This is a genomic window from Rhodospirillales bacterium, from assembly GCA_016710335.1.
In the GTDB taxonomy this organism is placed as follows: Bacteria; Pseudomonadota; Alphaproteobacteria; order Rhodospirillales; family Defluviicoccaceae; genus JADJXQ01.
In genome coordinates this window covers 34,757-52,148 of the sequence record JADJXQ010000002.1, presented here as the reverse complement: position 1 = coordinate 52,148, position 17,392 = coordinate 34,757, and the positions used below count along the sequence as shown (strand labels likewise).

Annotated in this window: 14 protein-coding genes and 1 pseudogene; 11 read left to right on the top strand and 4 right to left on the bottom strand. The window is 66.4% G+C overall.

Annotated elements, in window-relative coordinates:
- Positions 1-322: 322 nt before the first annotated feature.
- Positions 323-2,659, bottom strand: coding sequence for a hypothetical protein (locus tag IPM60_03485; GenBank protein ID MBK8906980.1), 2,337 nt, complete (start codon positions 2,657-2,659; stop codon positions 323-325).
- 192 nt (positions 2,660-2,851) lie between these two features.
- Here IPM60_03485 and lipA point away from each other — a divergent pair, with 192 nt between their 5' ends.
- Positions 2,852-3,811 carry a lipoyl synthase gene (gene lipA, locus IPM60_03480; protein ID MBK8906979.1) on the top strand — a complete coding sequence of 320 codons (960 nt, stop codon included), beginning with the start codon at positions 2,852-2,854 and terminating at the stop codon, positions 3,809-3,811.
- An 18-nt stretch (positions 3,812-3,829) separates the two neighbouring features.
- Complete coding sequence (locus tag IPM60_03475; GenBank protein MBK8906978.1) at positions 3,830-4,288, top strand: type II toxin-antitoxin system RatA family toxin; 459 nt, start codon at positions 3,830-3,832, stop codon at positions 4,286-4,288.
- A 20-nt stretch (positions 4,289-4,308) separates the two neighbouring features.
- Here IPM60_03475 and IPM60_03470 read toward each other — a convergent pair whose 3' ends face one another.
- Positions 4,309-4,797, bottom strand: a complete 489-nt coding sequence (locus IPM60_03470) for a CinA family protein (protein ID MBK8906977.1) — start codon at positions 4,795-4,797, stop codon at positions 4,309-4,311.
- Between the two features lie 342 nt (positions 4,798-5,139).
- Here IPM60_03470 and IPM60_03465 point away from each other — a divergent pair, with 342 nt between their 5' ends.
- Positions 5,140-6,390: a M23 family metallopeptidase gene (locus IPM60_03465; protein ID MBK8906976.1), complete on the top strand. Its 1,251-nt coding sequence runs from the start codon at positions 5,140-5,142 to the stop codon at positions 6,388-6,390.
- 50 nt (positions 6,391-6,440) lie between these two features.
- Here the strand turns inward: IPM60_03465 and IPM60_03460 are convergent, their stop codons facing one another.
- Both IPM60_03460 and IPM60_03455 read right to left on the bottom strand, forming a co-directional pair.
- A complete protein-coding gene (locus IPM60_03460) occupies positions 6,441-6,806 on the bottom strand; it encodes a hypothetical protein (GenBank protein MBK8906975.1) in 366 nt (121 codons plus the stop codon).
- A 98-nt stretch (positions 6,807-6,904) separates the two neighbouring features.
- Positions 6,905-8,989 (bottom strand): caspase family protein, encoded by a 2,085-nt coding sequence (locus IPM60_03455; protein MBK8906974.1) that lies wholly within the window; start codon positions 8,987-8,989, stop codon positions 6,905-6,907.
- 220 nt (positions 8,990-9,209) lie between these two features.
- Between IPM60_03455 and IPM60_03450 the strand changes: the two genes are divergently transcribed.
- The 8 genes and pseudogenes from IPM60_03450 (at position 9,210) to IPM60_03415 (ending at position 17,340) form a co-directional block, all read left to right on the top strand.
- Positions 9,210-10,955, top strand: a complete 1,746-nt coding sequence (locus IPM60_03450) for a hypothetical protein (GenBank protein MBK8906973.1) — start codon at positions 9,210-9,212, stop codon at positions 10,953-10,955.
- Between the two features lie 199 nt (positions 10,956-11,154).
- Positions 11,155-11,835 (top strand): carboxypeptidase regulatory-like domain-containing protein, encoded by a 681-nt coding sequence (locus IPM60_03445; GenBank protein MBK8906972.1) that lies wholly within the window; start codon positions 11,155-11,157, stop codon positions 11,833-11,835.
- Positions 11,836-11,837: 2 nt separating this feature from the next.
- Positions 11,838-13,075 (top strand): annotated as a pseudogene (locus IPM60_03440) (phage tail sheath family protein).
- Positions 13,075-13,500, top strand: coding sequence for a phage tail protein (locus tag IPM60_03435; protein ID MBK8906971.1), 426 nt, complete (start codon positions 13,075-13,077; stop codon positions 13,498-13,500). The pseudogene IPM60_03440 and the gene IPM60_03435 overlap by 1 nt, the downstream one beginning before the upstream one ends.
- A 28-nt stretch (positions 13,501-13,528) precedes the next feature.
- Complete coding sequence (locus IPM60_03430; GenBank protein MBK8906970.1) at positions 13,529-14,806, top strand: hypothetical protein; 1,278 nt, start codon at positions 13,529-13,531, stop codon at positions 14,804-14,806.
- The gene (locus IPM60_03425) at positions 14,794-15,492 is read left to right on the top strand and encodes a hypothetical protein (protein MBK8906969.1); all 699 of its coding nucleotides are present in this window, start codon (positions 14,794-14,796) and stop codon (positions 15,490-15,492) included. Before IPM60_03430 ends, IPM60_03425 begins: the two co-directional genes overlap by 13 nt.
- A complete protein-coding gene (locus IPM60_03420; GenBank protein ID MBK8906968.1) occupies positions 15,483-16,997 on the top strand; it encodes a phage baseplate assembly protein V in 1,515 nt (504 codons plus the stop codon). Before IPM60_03425 ends, IPM60_03420 begins: the two co-directional genes overlap by 10 nt.
- 1 nt (position 16,998) lies before the next feature.
- Complete coding sequence (locus tag IPM60_03415) at positions 16,999-17,340, top strand: hypothetical protein (protein ID MBK8906967.1); 342 nt, start codon at positions 16,999-17,001, stop codon at positions 17,338-17,340.
- Positions 17,341-17,392: the final 52 nt, after the last annotated feature.

The following is a 17,392-nucleotide window of genomic DNA, read 5'->3' as shown; positions in this document are numbered from 1 at the left end:
GATTCGGCGGTCTTGCCGGCCCGATGCCGGAAACTCATCGTGCGCACTCCTCGCTCCTGGTCACTTCGTCCAGGCACTGGCGGAGCAGCCGCGCCGAGCGGGCGCAGATCTCGACGCCGCTTGCTGGCGGGGCACGTCCGAGCGCATCCGGGCCGTGCTCCTCGACGACGCGCGTCAGCCAGTTCCATGCCGCTTGGCCTCCGCCAGCAGCTCCTCGGCCTGCTCGCGGGACATGCGACGCTCCTGCACGAAACCGTCCAGGCACTGCTCCAGACGCATCACGGGGCTCCTACGGCGGCCGAGAGGCGGATCATGGCGCGGCTCATGGCTTGATGCACATGGCGAACAGGTCCGCCGTCTCCACCTCGTCGTCGGCGGCGCGCAGCAAATCGGCGGCGGAGGCGTAGGCGGTCCCGCCGCCCTCCTCGACGCGGCCCGGCGCCGGCACGTCCCAGTCGCCGCCGGCGCGCAGCATGGCGTCCGCCTCGGCGATCACCGCCGCCATTTCGGCGTCCTCGGGGCTCGCGGCCTGGGCGGCGCGGGCGTCGTCGGGCGTGGCGGGCCGCGGCGGCGGCGCCTCGGCCGGCGCCAGGCGGTCGACTATCGCGTCGGCGGCCTGGCCCGTCCGGGGCTTGGCAGGCGGCTGCGGCGGACCTACATTTTCCGGGGTGGCGGGTTGAGCCGGTACTCGCTCCGGGCGTTGGCCGACAGGCGAACCCTCTCGCGGGGTTCCAGCATCAGGCGTATCGGTGCCGCCACCCCCCCTTCTTCTACGCACCCACATCGTCCGGAAGCCGAGCACCTTCTTGCCGCCGCGGATTTCTTCGACGTAGAAGACCTCATCGCCGAGCCGTTTGGTGTACTGGATCGCCGGGAGCCCCTGGCGGGTCTGCGTACGGGTGACCGTGTCCGGCGCATCGACAATTTCCGGAATGCGGGCGACGTCTTCCGACGTGATCGCTCGTTGTCCACGAGGCGCCTCGGTCCCGGGCCTGCCATGCTCCTTGAAGGCGTGGCGGAGCAAGTCCTGGTCGATCACCCGCTGATGCCCGGCAATGTCGATCCCGAGATCGGCGACGCGTGCCGCATTGGCGTCGCTCACCCGCCCCATCCACAGGTGCATGTCGTTGCCGCGCCCCGACAAGGCGGCGCGCACGAAACGCACGATGGAACCGACAACGTCGTTGCGGTCGACCGCGACATCTTGCTGATTGCGCGGCGGCGGTAGCTCGACACCGTCTGCCGCGGAGCGCCCCGCAGTCGAGGCTACTTCTTCCGCTGGTCCTCCGCCGCCAGGGGTTCCGCCGCGGCCTCCTCTTCGGCCTCCAGCTCCGCGAAGCGGCGGTGCGCCTCCTGCTTCTGCTGCCGCAGCGAGTCGATTTCGGATTGCGTCAAACGACGGGTAGGCAGCCAGTCCTCTGGCTTCGGCATCGGTCAGGCCCTCCAGTTCGTACCCGAAACGCTCCCGCCACCAAGCCGGCAGCTCCGGGAATTTGCCGCGCAGGCGCGCCAGCATCGCCGGCGACGGCGCCAGGCGGGCGGAGTCGCGGCTGGCCGACAGGGTCGTCGCCAGGATCACCCGGCCGCCGTGCGCCTCGATGTGGCCGCGCAGGTCGGCGAGGGTGCCGCCCATGGTCACATGGTCGTCGACGAGCAGATAGTCTCGGCCCGGCTCGACGCGCCCGTTGAACTGGGTCCGCGCGACCAGCCGCTGATCGCGGCCGAGCCCGGTGCGCCCGGACACCACCTGCACCATGTCGGTGTCGACGTCGAGCCCCAGGCGCCGCCCGAGGACCTGGGCGTACGCGTCCGGGATGATGTTGCCGGCGCCGCCGCCCCGCGCTTCCGCCTTGATCGGCGCGACGATGATCGGGCGCCGGCCGGCGAGCCGGACGCGGATCGCCTCGATCACGTCGTCCCGGACCATGTCGCGCACCAGGCGGAAAGCCGCGTCGGCGTCGCCCGCCTTGGCGGCCTTCCAGTCGGGGTGGCGCTTGATCGGCGCGCCGCGCCGGCCCTTGCCGCCGGCCTCCGCGTGGTGCACGGCGATCTCGGCGAGGTCGTCGGACCACTCGGCCGGCCGCGGCGGCGGCGGCGCCTCTGCCGGCGCCGCCGCTTCCGGGTCCGCGGGGAATAATGCGGGCTCCTCCGGCGCTACCGCTTCGGCGGCCGCTCCGGCTTCGCCGTCGGCAGCGGCTGCCGGCCGTCCTTCACCGCCGCGTCCAACTCCGCCAGCATCAGCCCCGAGGTCCAGGCCTTCTTGAATTCCTCTGCGGACAGACTCAAGAAAGCCTCCGACAACGCTGTCCACCGGCTCTCCGGCATGGACCGCGCGGGCGGCGGCGTTGAGGGCGTCGCTGATGGGGCCCCTGCGGTGGGCGAGGGCGGTGATGATGGCCTGGATCTTTTCATCGTCGGTGAGCCTTGCCAGGTTGGTTTCCGGCGACAGGATATTCCCGGCGCTCTCGATGGTCGCCCCCCGTTCGGTGAGGGTGCGGAACGTCGCCTTGTCGCGCCGGATCGCCTTGAGCGCGCGGTCCAGCACCTGCGCCCGCTCGGCGTAGAGCGCCTCGGCGAACATCTCGTCGCCGAAAAGGGTCGCCTCGGTCGTCGTCTCGAAGCCGGCGTCACTCTGGTGGCCGAAGCCCGAGTAGAGCATCTCACATGCGGCCGGCCATCCGACTGTTGTGATTGAGATCCCGGCGATTTTGGGAGCAGAGGGTCGCTCGTTCGAATCCAGTCTCCCCGACCACCGTCCGCGGCGAAGCGCCGGAGGGGTAGTGTGGCTCGTCCATCGGCTCTTGGCGACGCGTCGCTTGACCCGGTGGCGGAACTGGCCAATATCGTTATCATGACCGACGCTCCCGCTGCTCCCGCTCTTCGCCATCCCGAAAAGGCCCACCGCCCGGATCAGCCGAGCCCGCGCAAGCCGACTTGGATCCGTGTCAAGGCGCCGACCTCCCCCGGCTACGGCGACGTCCGCCGGCTGATGCGCGAGCACGGCCTCAACACTGTTTGCGAAGAGGCGGCGTGCCCCAACATCGGCGAGTGCTGGTCGCGGAAGCACGCCACCGTGATGATCCTCGGCGACATCTGCACCCGCGCCTGCGCCTTCTGCAACGTCGCCACCGGCAAACCGCGCACCGTGGATCCCCTGGAGCCGGAGAACCTGGCCCTGACGGTGACGACCATGGGGCTTCGCCACGTCGTCATCACCTCCGTCGATCGCGACGATCTGCCGGACGGTGGCGCGTTCCAGTTCGTCCGCTGCATCGAGCGGATCCGCGCCACCTCGCCGGCGACCACCATCGAGGTGCTGACCCCCGACTTTCGGCATAAGGCCGGCGCCGCCGAGGCGGTGGTGGCGGCGGCGCCCGACGTCTTCAACCACAACCTTGAGACCGTGCCGCGCCTCTACCCGAGCATTCGCCCGGGCGCCCGGTACGCCCACTCGCTGAAGGTGCTCGGCGACGTGAAGCGCCTGAGTCCGGCGCTGTTCACCAAGTCGGGGATCATGGTCGGGCTCGGCGAAACGCGGCACGAGGTGCTGCAGGTCATGGACGATTTGCGGGCCGCCGACGTGGATTTTCTGACCATCGGCCAATATCTGCAGCCGACGCCGAAGCATGCCGCGATCGATCGATTCGTGACCCCCGCCGAGTTCGAGGAGTACAAGGAAATCGGTGCCGCCAAGGGCTTCCTGTTGGTGGCGTCATCGCCGCTGACGCGCTCCTCCCACCACGCCGACCGGGATTTCGAGACGTTGCGGCAGGCGCGCAGCGCCGCCCGCGCCGGCTCGAGCGACGACTGACCCGATCGTCCCGCGGACATGCCGACCCACGCGGAGCGCAAGCCTGTCCCCTACACGCCGGAACAGATCTTCGATCTTGTCGTCGATGTGGAGCGGTACCCCGAGTTCCTGCCGTGGTGCGCAGCGGCACGCGTCCGCCAGTGCAACGGGTCCGGTGAATTCGTTGCCGACCTGGTGATCGGCTACAAGATGTTTCGCGAGCGCTTCACATCGCACGTCTCCGCCGAACGCCCTTACCGCATCGACGTCTCCTACTCGGAGGGTCCATTCCGTTACCTCAACAATCACTGGGTCCTCGAGCCGCGGGACGGCGGCGGCTGCATCATCGACTTTTACGTCGACTTCGAGTTCCGATCCCGCGCCCTGCAGGGCATCATCCGCCGCCTGTTCAATGAGGCGGTACGGCGCATGGTCAACGCCTTCGAGAAGCGCGCCCAGGCTCTTTATGGGCCCGGCGGCCACAAGCCGACTTCGTAACCGGCTCCCCCCGAAGCCTCTCAGTCCAGAAGTCGCACCAGCAGCCGGAGCGACGCCTCCAAAGCAGCCGCGCGGACCGTGTCGCGATCGCCCGCGAACTGGTGGCACTCGTGCATCGTCAGCTGGCCGGAGCGCGCCGCGGCAATGTGGACGAGCCCCACCGGCTTGGCATCGCTGCCGCCGCCGGGGCCTGCGATGCCGGTGACGGCGATGGCCGCCTGAACCGGCGCCCGCCGCAGCGTTCCCTCCGCCATTTCTCGCGCGACCTCTTCGCTGACCGCGCCCATTTTCTCCAACACCGGCGCCGGCACACCGAGCATCTCGATCTTGGCCTGGTTGGTGTAGGTGACGAAGCCGCGTTCTACGACCGCTGACGATCCCGTCATGGCAGTGAGGCAGGCGGCAATCAAGCCTCCGGTGCAGGACTCGGCGGTGGCCAGCATGATCCCGTGGATGCGGCAACGTACCAGGACCGCGTCGGCCAACTGCAGTTGCGAGGGAGTGAACACGGCGCACTACTCCATAAAGCGCTGCGGGATGATGCCGGGATACGCCGCGCGTCACCGCCTGATCCCTCGGACTGTCAACCGGGCGAGCGGCAACGCTGCCGACAACCCGCTGGTTTCCGGCGGATCGGGAACAGGACGATGCTGCCGCACGTTAATATCACAATGGCGAGATAAGACACGGAGATCTCGGCGAACGCTTCGGGTTTGTGATTCATGCCGGGCCTTGCTATTACTGCGCCGCAACATGAGCGGCGCCGCGCCACGCTGGGGATGATCAGGTCGCCTTCGTCGCGACAGCCGGCAACGCAAGCCGAAAATCGCTTCGGGATATGGGAAGGGCGAATGATCGAGACTGCGCATCCCCGAGCCCGCCCGCGTCGGCGGCCGGCGGTTACAGTCGTGCACGCAGTGGCGACCGCTGTCGTTATCACCGGCTGTGTGGTCCTGTTGCGCGGCGACATGGCCGACTTGCCGCCTTGGTCGATGGACCCGCACCTGCGGCATGCCGTCGCCAGCGGCGATGCATCCGAACTCGCGGCCGCTCTGGACGCCGCGTTGCGCCAACTGGACGCGGCGCGGGATTCTGGCGACCGGGCGCGTCACGAGCGCGATCGCCTGCGGCATGAGCTCGTAACCATCGAGCAGCGGTTGCGCCGTCTGCGCAACGCGACGGGGAGCACCTCAGGATCGGGGCGCGTTGTCGAAGCCGAGATTGAAGTCGACGAACGTGGCGACATGCCCATTGCCGACGCCGGTGCCCGTGGCCAGGACCGCATCGGTCGTATCGCCAGCATCCTGGCTGACCTTGAAGCCCGCTTCTTCGCCTTGGAGCTATCGCGGCAGCGGATCGTGCAGCGGATCCAGAGTGGCGCCCTGATCCAGGTTGGTGCCCTGGAGGAGGCGATCGCCCAGACCGGCCTCGACGTTGAAGCTCTTTTGTCCGCCGCTGCGGACGGGATGGCAGGGTTGGGGGCCTCTGCTGAAGAGAGGGGCAGGGGAGGCCCGTTTATCGCCGATCGTGGCCGGTTAATGGGTGACGGGGCGGACTCGGACACGGCGTACGCGCGGCTCGATGCGAAGTTGCGGCATTGGGAAGCGCTCCGGTCGCTGATCCGGCAACTGCCGCTGGCGGCGCCCCTAGACTCGTACGCCATCAACAGCGAGTTCGGGCGGCGGCGTGATCCGGTCAACGGACGTAGAGCCATCCATCAAGGCGTCGACTTGACTGCCCCACGCAAGTCGCCGGTCCTTGCACCGGCTCCGGGTACAGTGGTGTTCGCCGGATGGAACGGCGGCTATGGGCGATTCGTCGAGATCGACCACGGCTTCGGGTTGACCACGGCCTATGCCCATCTTGACCGCATCGCTGTCGAAACCGGACGGAAGGTGGCGCTCGGGGAAAAGGTCGGCTCGCTCGGCAACAGCGGCCGCAGCACCGGAGCTCACCTGCACTACGAAGTGCGCCACCGAGGCGAACCGATGGACCCGATGGCGTTCATCCGTGCCGGCCGCACCGTGCTCCAGGAACAGGCGGCGGCGGCCATGGATGGTCGCTTCGGACTGCCGATCAGGCGCCCAGCATCACCGCAGTAACTCATGGCGCCCCTGCTGCGCGTCTTTTTCCTGCCGGGGGCCGGCCGTCGTTACAGTGCCAGAGCTTCCTCTTCCCAAGATCCACGGACGAAGCTCTCCACGGTGAAGGACCCGTCATCCGCCCACTGCACGCTCAGCACCTTGGCCCCGCGCCATACCTCGAGCCCGTACGGGAGATCTGGCTTGCTGCGTTGCCGCTCCAGGGCGTGCCGGTAACCTGGCGAGGATGCCTGCTCAGGGGACAACTCGTTGAACGGCGTCCAGTGGTTGAACAGCCACGGGCCCAGTTGCAGGGAAGTGAGCCGCATGGTGTCGCGTTGCACTTCCAGCCGGCCACGATCGTGAATCAGTGGCAGCAGGTGATCTCGGATCGCAAGCGCCCTGTCGTCACCGGAGGATACAAGTCTCACGCTCATGCGCGCTTGTATCACAAGTGCCCGCCTCGAAGTATCCAACCACGGAACGGCCGTTGAAGATTCCGAGATTGTGAGGATCGCCGAGGGACCTCCCAGCTCTATGGACTGACCTCCCAGGAGAAGACGGTGACCGCCGCCGTCTCGATCGCGGGCCGGTTGCCGCCCCGCGTCGTCGGCAGCATGTCCTGCAGCGTGGCGATCGCCTGGCCGCGGACCGGCAATTGCTTCTGCGCCAGATTGGTCAGGTCGGACGGCGGCGCCTGCGGCTCCGCCGCAACCGCAATGAAGACGAAGTGCTCGAGCCCGATCGTCGACAACGTGACACCGAGTTCGAGTTCGACGTGCTCGCCGTGACGAAGGCGGTTGGATCGCCCGTCGAACGGAAACCATGGCTCGATCCCGTAGCGGCTGTCGACGAACAGGACGGTCAGGTCCACGACCTGCTGACCCTTGTTCGCGATGCGGGTCACGAGGACGTCGCCGTCGTTCAGGCGCGGCGGCACGTGATTGAGACGGAACGGCTCCCGGGAGCCGTCGCTGCGGCGCACTTCCGGCGAAATCTCCAGGTTTCCGGCGAGCTCGTTACCGCCGAGCGCGCGGGCGAGATTGAACAACGTGGTGACTCGAGCGACGGTCTCCAGGCTTTCCCTGAGCTCCTTGCGGAAAACCGCGATCTCCTCCGGGTCCGGCTGCGCGGCTTCGGGAATGGCGATGGACGGCGTTTGCCCTCGAACGACGGGGCCGGTGGCGTCGCCGCCGCTCGTCGGCGTTCGGTCGATGGCGCCCGACGGCGGCAGGAACCACAGTCGCCCGTCCGCGACGAGCAGGCGGAGGTTGGGCGAGCCCTGCCAATCGACCTGCATGAGATCTAGGCCATCATCTTCGTTTTCCAGCCGCTCAAGCTCTTGCCGTGCGGTTTCGCGGGCCGCCGTCGCCTCTTCCGGGGCTAGGGCGTAGCTCAGCTCGTTCCGCACCTGGACGTCGACGACCCGGGCCTGCGCCTGCTCGGGAACCTCATAGACGGCTTCAAGCCCCTCATAGGCGATCGGCACCAGTGTGCTGCGGGTGGGGCCCGCGTCCGCGACCCGCGCGTATCCCAGCAAGGTTTCCCGACCGGTTTCGGCGGCCACCGGCAGGACAGCAACGATCATGCCCGGGAAGATCTGGTGCAGGCGGCCTGCGCTCAACCGCAAGCGGCCGGGCCGCTCCTGCTCGACCGGCCATTGCCGCACCGCTTCCCCCCCACCACCCCCCAGCGCGACGCGATCGAGATCGTCGGGACGTCCTTCCAGCAGCGGTGTCGGCGCGTGGCGGTTCATCGCCCGGTAATTGCTGAAGATCTGCTGAGCGACCTGGCGATAGGTCGCGTTGGGATGGGCCGCGATGATGCTGGCGAGGTTGTAGGAAAACAGCCCGTACCACGGTCGCTCGCCGTCGGCGCCGCTTGCGCCGAAACGCATTTCCGGCGTGGTCTCGGTCGTTTGCGCCGCATAGAAGGCGACGAAGCCGCCGCGCTCCGCTTCACCAGCGACCCCGGCGAGTGGATCGGCCTCAGCCTGAGCGCCTCGCGACGCCGAACCGTCCGCTTGCGCTCGCATCAGCACGTCGTGGGGGATGCCGAGCGCTTCCGGCGTGATCAGGCGCTCCCTCTCATCGACCGGCGCACCCCGGACCATGGTTCCCGAAAAGCAACTGTCGGCGACGAACCAGACGAAGGCGCCACGGTTCTGGATCGATTTGAGCCGCGGGCCGAGCTCGTCATCGACGATGGCGTTCTCGACGCCCCCCCTCTGCCCGTTCCATCCCTCGACATCAGTGGGCAGAAACAGTTCGTCCAGGCCGTCCGTCTCGTCGTCGTCCTGATTATCCGGCTGCTGCGAGCCGTGACCCGCCAGGTGGATCATGACGAAGTCACCGTCTTTCACAGTGCGGCCGAGGCGATCCAGCTCCTCCAGGATCGCCGCCCGGGTCGGGCGGGAGTCGGCGCCGGCGCTGTCGGAGAGCACGCGGATGTTTGCGGCCGGCATGCCGCGATCGATCAACACAGTCTGCATCAGGATCACGTCATTGGCCGGACCGGCCAGCTTCCAACGCTCCTCCAAATGCTCGTAGCGGCTCGCCCCGACGAGGAGCGCGTAACTATTCGTTGTGTCGGTTGCATGGACCAGGCGAGTCAGGATCAAGACAGCGGATACCCCATACAGCGCCGCCATCAAGATGCGAGCTGCTGAGGAGGAACTTCTAGTGCCCATCTTCCGATGCCCCTCCCGCTACAACCCGCCGCCCGTTGCCAAGGATATTTCGAATCTTGACCCGAAGAATAACATGCGGCATAGTTTTATTCAAAATGAGAATGAATATCAGCGTAATCGGCTCGGCTGAAGCGCTGGGGGGAGTGGTGTGATGGATAACGTCCGGAACGAGAGACGATGCGATTCGCGCCGCGTCACGAAGGGCGCTGCTGCACGCATTATGTATGCCGCGGTCCTGGTCGGCGCGGCACTCGCGGTGGTCACCCTCGGACAAAAAGCCGAAGCCGCGAACCTCTGGAGGGATATCCTCGATTTCGCGGTCGGGGCAGAACCGAATGAAGTCGGCGTCGCAGCCGAGACGCCGAACGTCGAGCCGCAGGGACCCGAGGCGATCGCGGCCGATCCCGCGGGCGACGGTCTCTACCTGCTCGACACCGTCAATCGCCGGATCTATCAGTTGAGCGCGGACGGTCAGGTTCGAAGTGTCATCGACATCGACGCCGTGACGCAGGCGGTCGACCTGGCGATTGTCGACGACGTGTTCTATGTTCTTGACGCGGCCGTGAAACGGGTGAACGCCTACCGGCCATCCGGCGAAATCGTGGAAACCTACGAGGTTCCTGAGGGGATCGCCCTGGGCGGCTCTGTCAGGCTTTCGATCGGTGGCCTCGGTGACATCAGGCTTTCGGTGGGCGGCGTCGAGGCGCGGCTGCGGCCGGGTGAACGGGAACGTGGCGCCCCGTCCGAGGCACTGACAACCCGCACCGGCGACAACCTCTTGGAAAGCACATTCCTGCGAGAGAGTGATCGTGGCGCTCGCCTCATGCTGGAGGCGGGCGGCGACGAACGCCTTCGAGGCGGCGCCAACAGCATCGACATTGAAACCGATGGATATCTTGCTGCTGCGGAGTTGCTGGGGGTCGACGCTCAAGGCCACTATTATCTGCTCGTTGAAGATCTGGCGGAAGGGGCGGGCGCCTTCGACGTCCGCACCGTGGTTCGCAAGTATTCACCCAGCGGCGAGCTTGTTGGGACGGCGCGGGTTCCGCTCGAAACGACGGACGTTCTTCCCAATCGCTTCGTGACTGTCACCGCGGACGGCAATTTGTACTTCCTCCAACCGCAGGCGTCATCCGTCAAGCTGCTACGGCTGGAGTTCGCCGACGCGGCGGGCGAAAGGGCTCGCGGCGACGCCGGCAGCGTTCCGACGGAGCGGGAAGACTTGGCGGTCGTGCCGGAGGGCTTCGAGGAGACCGTGCGCGGCGCCTATCCCGATCAGGAACGGCCGCGAGGCCAGATCACCCGCGACGAGATCATCAGAAACGCAGAAAGCTACCTCAATGCGGCGTGGGTGCTCGATCGTCCGAATTACGAAGCGCCTGGCGTCGCCAACAGATGCGCACCCTCTGACGGACAAAAGTGGCAGCGGCCCGACCGGCAGAACGGACGCGCGGCAGATCGGATGACCTCCGTTCCGTACAAGTGGGGCGGATACGACTCCTTGAATGGGTTCCTCGGCAAGCTGGAACAAGGCTACCTCGCCGGCGACGTCTGCACCTGCCGCAATGCGGACCTGGGGTACTGCATCACCGGCGAGTCGGCCGGCGTTGATTGCTCGGGCTTCGTGTCGCGTTCGCTCGGCGAGTCTTATTACACGACTTCCAGCATGAGCAAAATTACCAAGCAACTTGCCGATTGGCGCGATCTTCGTCCCGGCGACATTCTTAACCGGGCCGGACGTCATGTCCGACTGGTGACCGGCATCTCGACCGAGGGCCCGTTGATCATCGAGACAATCGAGGCATCGAAAGCGAACGGCTCTGTTCATCGCGCCAGCTATCGAACGTCGGCTCTTCGCAATTACAAGCCGTTGCGCTACATCGGCGTGGTAGATTGAGGCGCTGAGCCGACATGATTATGCGAGACTTTATCACCCGCTTATGCTAGCCTTGACCCTCGATTGAGGCTTCTTATGCAGTGCTGGAAAGCACGCAGCGGTAGAGCGGGCTAGCAGAAAGCTAGAGACAGAAGCGCCCATTATATCGTTCACGGTAAAGCGCCAGCCAATCGCGGGACGGAAGCAGGGGTAATGGGGCATGATCGAAGAAGCCGATCAGCGCCTGCAGCAGTGGCTTCAGGAGGTCGCGCCGGCGACGCCTGTCTCTCTGGCGCGGCCCGCGCCGGCGACTGACGCTGCCGTCATCCACCTTCATCTCCTGACGATCGCGCCGGGCAGTCAGGTTTCGACCTCGCGGCGCGTGCTGCTCACCGTCATGTTGCGGTATCTGGTGACCGTCTCGGGAGCCGACGTCGGCGAGGCGCACCGCCTTCTCGGGGTCCTGCTTGCGGCGGCGGCGCAAAAGCCGGACTGCGAAATCGACTTGACGCCCTTTCCGTGGACTTTCTGGACCGCTCTCGGTCTGGCGCCGCAACCCTCGTTCGTCTTGTGCGAGCCGCTGGAATTCCGACGCGAGCCTGCGCCGATGCCTCTGGTGAAGCATTTCCAGCCGTCGTTCTCCGAGCTTCAGCCTTTGAGTGGGATCGTCGTCGGCCCCGGCGACGTGCCGGTGCCGGGGGCGGTGATCCGCGTTCCCGGAACAAGGACCGCAGCCACCACGGATTATCGGGGTCGCTTCCGGTTGGCGGGGGTCCCTGTCCGTCCGGCTGTCGCGAAGCTGCAGGTCAGGGCGAAGAACCAGGACTTCGTGGTTCAACTCCGCAAGGACGAGCCGTACCCGGAATGTCTCGTCATCCACTATCAGCCAGGTGAGGTCTGACCATGCCCTTTTATTCGGCGCCAGGAGTCTACGTCGAGGAGGTCCCGGGCGGGGCCAGGCCCATTCAGCCGATCGGCATGGGCACCGCCGGCTTCGTCGGGCTCAGCCCAAAGCACGATGCTTTCCTGAATGAAGTCAGAGCGATCAACAACTGGTCCGAGTTTCTCCGCGCCTATGTCGCCGATGACAGCGAAAGCACGCCCCTTGCCCAGGCCGTATTCGGCTTTTTCGAGAATCGCGGTCAGCGCTGCTTCGTTTGCAACATCGGGACCAACAAATCCATCGCCGGCGACGCGCGTACGCGATCGGGGCTGTCCGGGTTCGAAGCGAACGATGAAATCCGCATCGTCGCCGCTCCCGGATTTTGCGACCCGGTATCGCACGACGCCCTCCTGTCCCATTGCGAGAAGATGCAAGATCGTTTTGGCATCCTCGATTGCCCGCAGGATGTCGATGATATCTCCAGACTTACCAAAGTCGCGGAGGTGTCATCGCCACGCCGGGAGGAGGGCGAGCCGAAGCCGCGTGCTGCCGGTCCCGCCGGCGGACTGGCGCCGCGGCAGTCGGATCTTGGCTACGGAGCCTTTTACTTTCCCTGGATCGAAACGCGCGATCCGCTGTCCGGCAAGATCGTCAGCGTGCCGCCGTCGGGTCACATTGCCGGCGTCTATGCCCGCTCGGACGCGATGCGCGGCGTTCACAAAGCCCCGGCCAATGAGACCATCAGCGGCGCCGTCGGGCTGCGGTATCAACTGACACAGGAAGAGAACGGCCTGCTGAATTCGAGCCGCGTCAACTGTATCCGCAGCTTCAGCAGCCAGGGCATTCGGATCTGGGGAGCACGAACGGTCGCCGATCCGGCCAGCAATTCACGTTACGTCAACGTTCGCCGCACCCTGATACGGATACGCGAGTCAATCCAGAGGGGTACGAACTGGATCACGTTCGAGCCAAACGAACCGACCCTGTGGATGGCGATCTGCCGGGACATTCGCAATTTCTTGATGCTGCTGTGGAATGAGGGCGCCCTTGTCGGCGCCACGCCGGAGCAAGCTTTCTTCGTCAAATGCGACGAAGAGACGAACCCCAGGAATCGATCGAGGCCGGATACGTGGTGACGCTGATCGGCGTTGCCATCGCCAGACCGGCGGAGTTCGTGGTCTTCAGGATCAGTCAGTGGGCCGGCGGCGCGAAGTCCGACGAACAGTCGACTGAAAAGAAGAGCGAAGGAGCCGAATGATGCCGGAAACCAAACCGCTCGTCGATTTTCGATTCAAGGTGCAGTTGGGCGATGGCGATGCCGCTTTCTTCAACCGGATCTCGGCGATGAGCGTCAGCATCGAGTCGATACTCTATCGCGAAGGCGGCGGGGAGCCTCACGTTCGGAAGCTGCCGGGTCGCACGGCCTATGGCGACGTGGAGTTCGAGTACGGCGTCGGTATCTCCGAGAACATGTGGGATTGGCTGATGCAGACAGCCGGCGGGCAGTGCGAACGTCGAAATCTGACCGTGATCATGCTGAAGCCCGACGGCAGCCCCGGCTATTCGCTGAACTTGAACAACTCCTGGGTCCGTGAGTGTCGATTTGCGGCGCTCGATGCCTTGAGCAACCGGGTCCTCATCCAGACCATGGTCGTCGCGGTCGAAAGCTTGACGAAGGGCTGATCCTTTGCGTTCGTTGCTGAAGTCCGCGTTGCAAACCCTCGCGCGGGCGCTGCCCCGCTGGCTGGTGTTGTTGTCGGTTGACGGAGGAGTCCGTCCTCGCGGGGGCAAGGCAACAGGAGCATCCCGAACGCCGCACGCCTTCGACGGCCATGAAGAGGACCCGCAGTCCGGCAGTGCGGCGGGACCTCCCGAGGCGTGGCTCGCGCTGGCGCGGCAGTTCGCGCCGCAGTTGCTGGAACCGCGGGATCAGACGTCGGCGGAGGTCGTCCATTTTGCCTACCAGTCCGCGGATGATGGCGAAGATCCGCACTCGGGCAGTGCGGAAACGGCCCAGCCGATGGCGTCGCGGCAGGGCGATGCGGAGAGGATGGGAGCCGACGTTTCCCCCGAACCCTCGCAGGTTCGCACCGGGCGCAGAGACACCAGGCAAGGTACGCGGCGTGTAGTCAACCCGACTGCACCGAGCCGGCTTTCGCATTCGACGTCGGATCAGGCGCCGCAACGCTCGGCCCGTTCTCCGCGCGTCGATATCGGCATTGAGGAGAGCACCGGGCACTGCCGGCCTTCGCCATCGGAACTAGCGGCGCCGGCTGCGAACGCAAGCGCGCCGTCGCACCGCGGCATTCGCCCGCTGGCCGCGTTGCGAGCGCGTGAGGAACCGCAGCCTGACGTTCGGACGCCACGTTCGCAAGGCGCCGTGCCCGCAGCTTCGACCGCTGCCGGCGGCGCGGACACCGCCGATGTGAAAAACAGTGCGTCCGCCGACGCCCATCGCCGCTCGCGCCTCGACGGGGACCTCCACGACTCTGGAGAGGCGGCCGCCGCGACAGTGCGGCAGCGGACCGTCCATGAAGGGGATGATCGGCCGCTGTGGCGTCGCCGCTCAGTCCTTCATGGTTCTGAAGCGACGGCTGCGGGCGCCACCGAGGGCGATCTCGCGTCGCCGTCAACGGGTGTGGTCGGTCTGAAGCCTGCGAGCGCGCCGGAGCCGGTCGCATGGTACGCATTCGCGCCGGATCGGCTGCAGAGGGCCGCGGTACCACCGAGCGCGAGGGAGTTCTCCTCACCTCATGCGACTGCGACCGCGAATGCAGCGGCGGAAACGACTGGCGCTTGGCCCAGCCTGCACGACGAGCAGCCGCCTTCTCCTTCGGCGGCGGAAGCGAAATGGCCGGAGTTGTTGCCGGATGCCTGGGACGCGGGCGCACGGCATTGGATGGCGGCGCCGGCTCGCCGTAACGATGTGGACGGGCGCTGGCGGGAACACCTGGCACGCGAACATGAGGGGATCCGATGGAACGCGTAGCGTTCATTGTGGAAGAGACCGGCGAACGGATCCCGTGCATGCTGAATCCGGAGAGCGTCGTGCTTCGCCGCCGTGCGGGCTTGAGCCCCCGACGGATCTCGGAAGGCCCGGTGGTCACCGCGGACAGACCGAACGACCCGCTGGTGTTCACCGGCGGTGGCTGCACCGAGCTTACGCTCAATCTCTTGTTCGATACCACGCTGCCATCGCCGACACCGCTCCCCGAGGACGTACGAGCGCTGACGGCGCCGCTGTGGCGGGCGGCGCAAGGCGCTTCCGGCGGCGCCGGCGGTGGCCGTGCGCCGGCGCTGCGATTCTTCTGGGGCAAATGGAACATGCTGGGGGCGATTAGCGCCCTCGCCGAGCGCCTCGAGTACTTCACGGCATCGGGCCAAGCACGTCGGTCGTGGTTGCGTTTGCGGCTCCTCGAACTGGCCGAGGACACGGCGGGCGCCGGGCACCAGCTTGCTTCCGGTCTCGAGCCGGGAGTGCCGGCGGAGTCGGCTGCCCCTCTCCGGTCGCCAACGGGTTGGGCGCCTTCCGTCCTTACCGAGACCGGCGGCGAAGGGCGGCGGGGCGTCGCCGATGAACTCGCGGGCGCGCGTTCGGCCCCCTCCGACTACCTTGCGGAACTGCTGCAAGCGGATGTCCCGCTCGACGCGTTGGGCCGGCCGCCATGGATATAGTCACCCTCTTTCCCGAGATGCGCATCGAGGTGGCTGGGGTGCCGTTGCCGCAGGCCAGGATGGCGGCGCTTGTCGATCTCGTCGTTCGGCAGCAGGTCTCGGCGCCAAGCCAGTGCATCCTTTCCTTCCTGGATACGGACGGGAGCCTCGGCGCGCAAGCGGCGATCAAGCCAGGCGACTCCCTGGACGTGTTCATAAGCGACCGCCTGCTGTTCACCGGCGAAGCGACAGGGATCGCCTGCATATACAGCGCCGCCGGCGAACCGAAGGTGGAGGTTCGCGGCTACGACCGGCTGCACCGATTGCGGAAGTCCCAACCGGTGCGGGCGCACGTCCAGGTCACGACCGCGGAATTGGCGCGGGAGCTCGTGTCGGAGGCCGGATTCTCGCTGCGCGCTTCGCACGACGGGCCTCTTCTCAGTACGTTCCAGCATCGTCAGTCCGATTTCGAGCTGCTGCTGGATGTGGCCCGGCGCGCCGGCCTCTATTTCTTTGCCCGCCAAGACGAGGTGGCGCTGTTCAGCGGCGCCGGAAACGGCGAGGCCGCCGTGCCTCTGCGCCTCGGGAACTCGCTTTTGGAAACGCGCGTCGATCTCAATGGCGATCCGGCCTGTAGCAGCGTCAGCGTCGCTGGCTGGAGCCCGCTTCGGGCGGTCGTTCACAGCGCCACCGTCTCCGGCGCCCGCGTTCCCCATCGCGGTTTTGGGCAGCTGGACGTCGGCGCCGTCGGCGGCGAACACGAGGCGCACATCGCGGACCAGGTGCTCGACAGCGACACCGCCGCCGAAGCTTTGGCGCAATCGGTCATGGATCGCCGTGGTGCAGCGATCGCAACCTTATGGGGCGTCGCGGAGGGCCGGCCCGAGTTGATGCCGGGCGCGCTGATCGAAGTGCAGGGTCTGCCGCCGCACCTTGCCGACCGATATGTTCTGACGTCGGCGGTCCACAGCGTCACTCGCCAATCCGGCTACACCGTCGAAGTGGACACGTCGCCGCCTCTGCCGCAACCGCAACGTCACGAGGCAACCGCGACGCTCGGCCACGTATCGCGGGTGGACGACCCCGACCACTTCGGGCGTGTCCGGGTGACCTTGCCAAGCCTGGGCGACCTGGAGACCGACTGGCTTCAGGTCGTGGTTCCCGCCGCCGGTCCCGACAAGGGCCTGATCTCATTGCCCGACGTCGAAGACAAGGTGCTTGTCCTTTTCCTCGGCGGCGAACCGACGCAGGGCTTGGTGCTGGGCGGCCTGTACGGCCAGGAAAAGCCTTACGACGCCGGCGTCGACAGCGGTCGCACATCTCGCTTCTCGTTCCGCACCGGGAAAGGACAATACATCCGCCTGGATCAGGGCGAAGACGCGATCACGGTCGAAAATGCCGAAGGCGCGCGGCTGGAGATTCGCAAGTCCGAGATTCAGTTGCGCGCCACCGAGAAGATGATCATCGAAGCGCCGAACGGATCGATCGTCATCAAGGCGCAGAAAATTGACTTCGAGCGAGGCTAGCATGATCTGGCTGACCGAGGACGCCGTGCTGTGCTGCGATCACGAGGCGGGCCTTGTGCGCATCGTCGGGACGCAGGATCTCGTCACCGTGGCAGGCCGCGCCGTGCTGGTGCAATCCAACCCCGAGAGCCGGCCGATCGTTGGCTGCCCGAATGTCGGTCCGACCATCAAGCCATGCCTGCAGACCCTCAAGGTCGAAAAGGGCTACTCTGCATTCGTTCGCATAGACGGCAAGGCGGTTTGCCTCGACACCGTCTCCGGCCTCACGGACGGCACGCCGCCGGGCACTATCAAGTACTCGGTGCGGTCGCCCGGTCAGGCTCTGGTCGGGGCAGACGGGTGAGGCGCGAAACCGAACGCGGTTGGCGCTTCCTTGTTCCGGATATCGAAGCGCC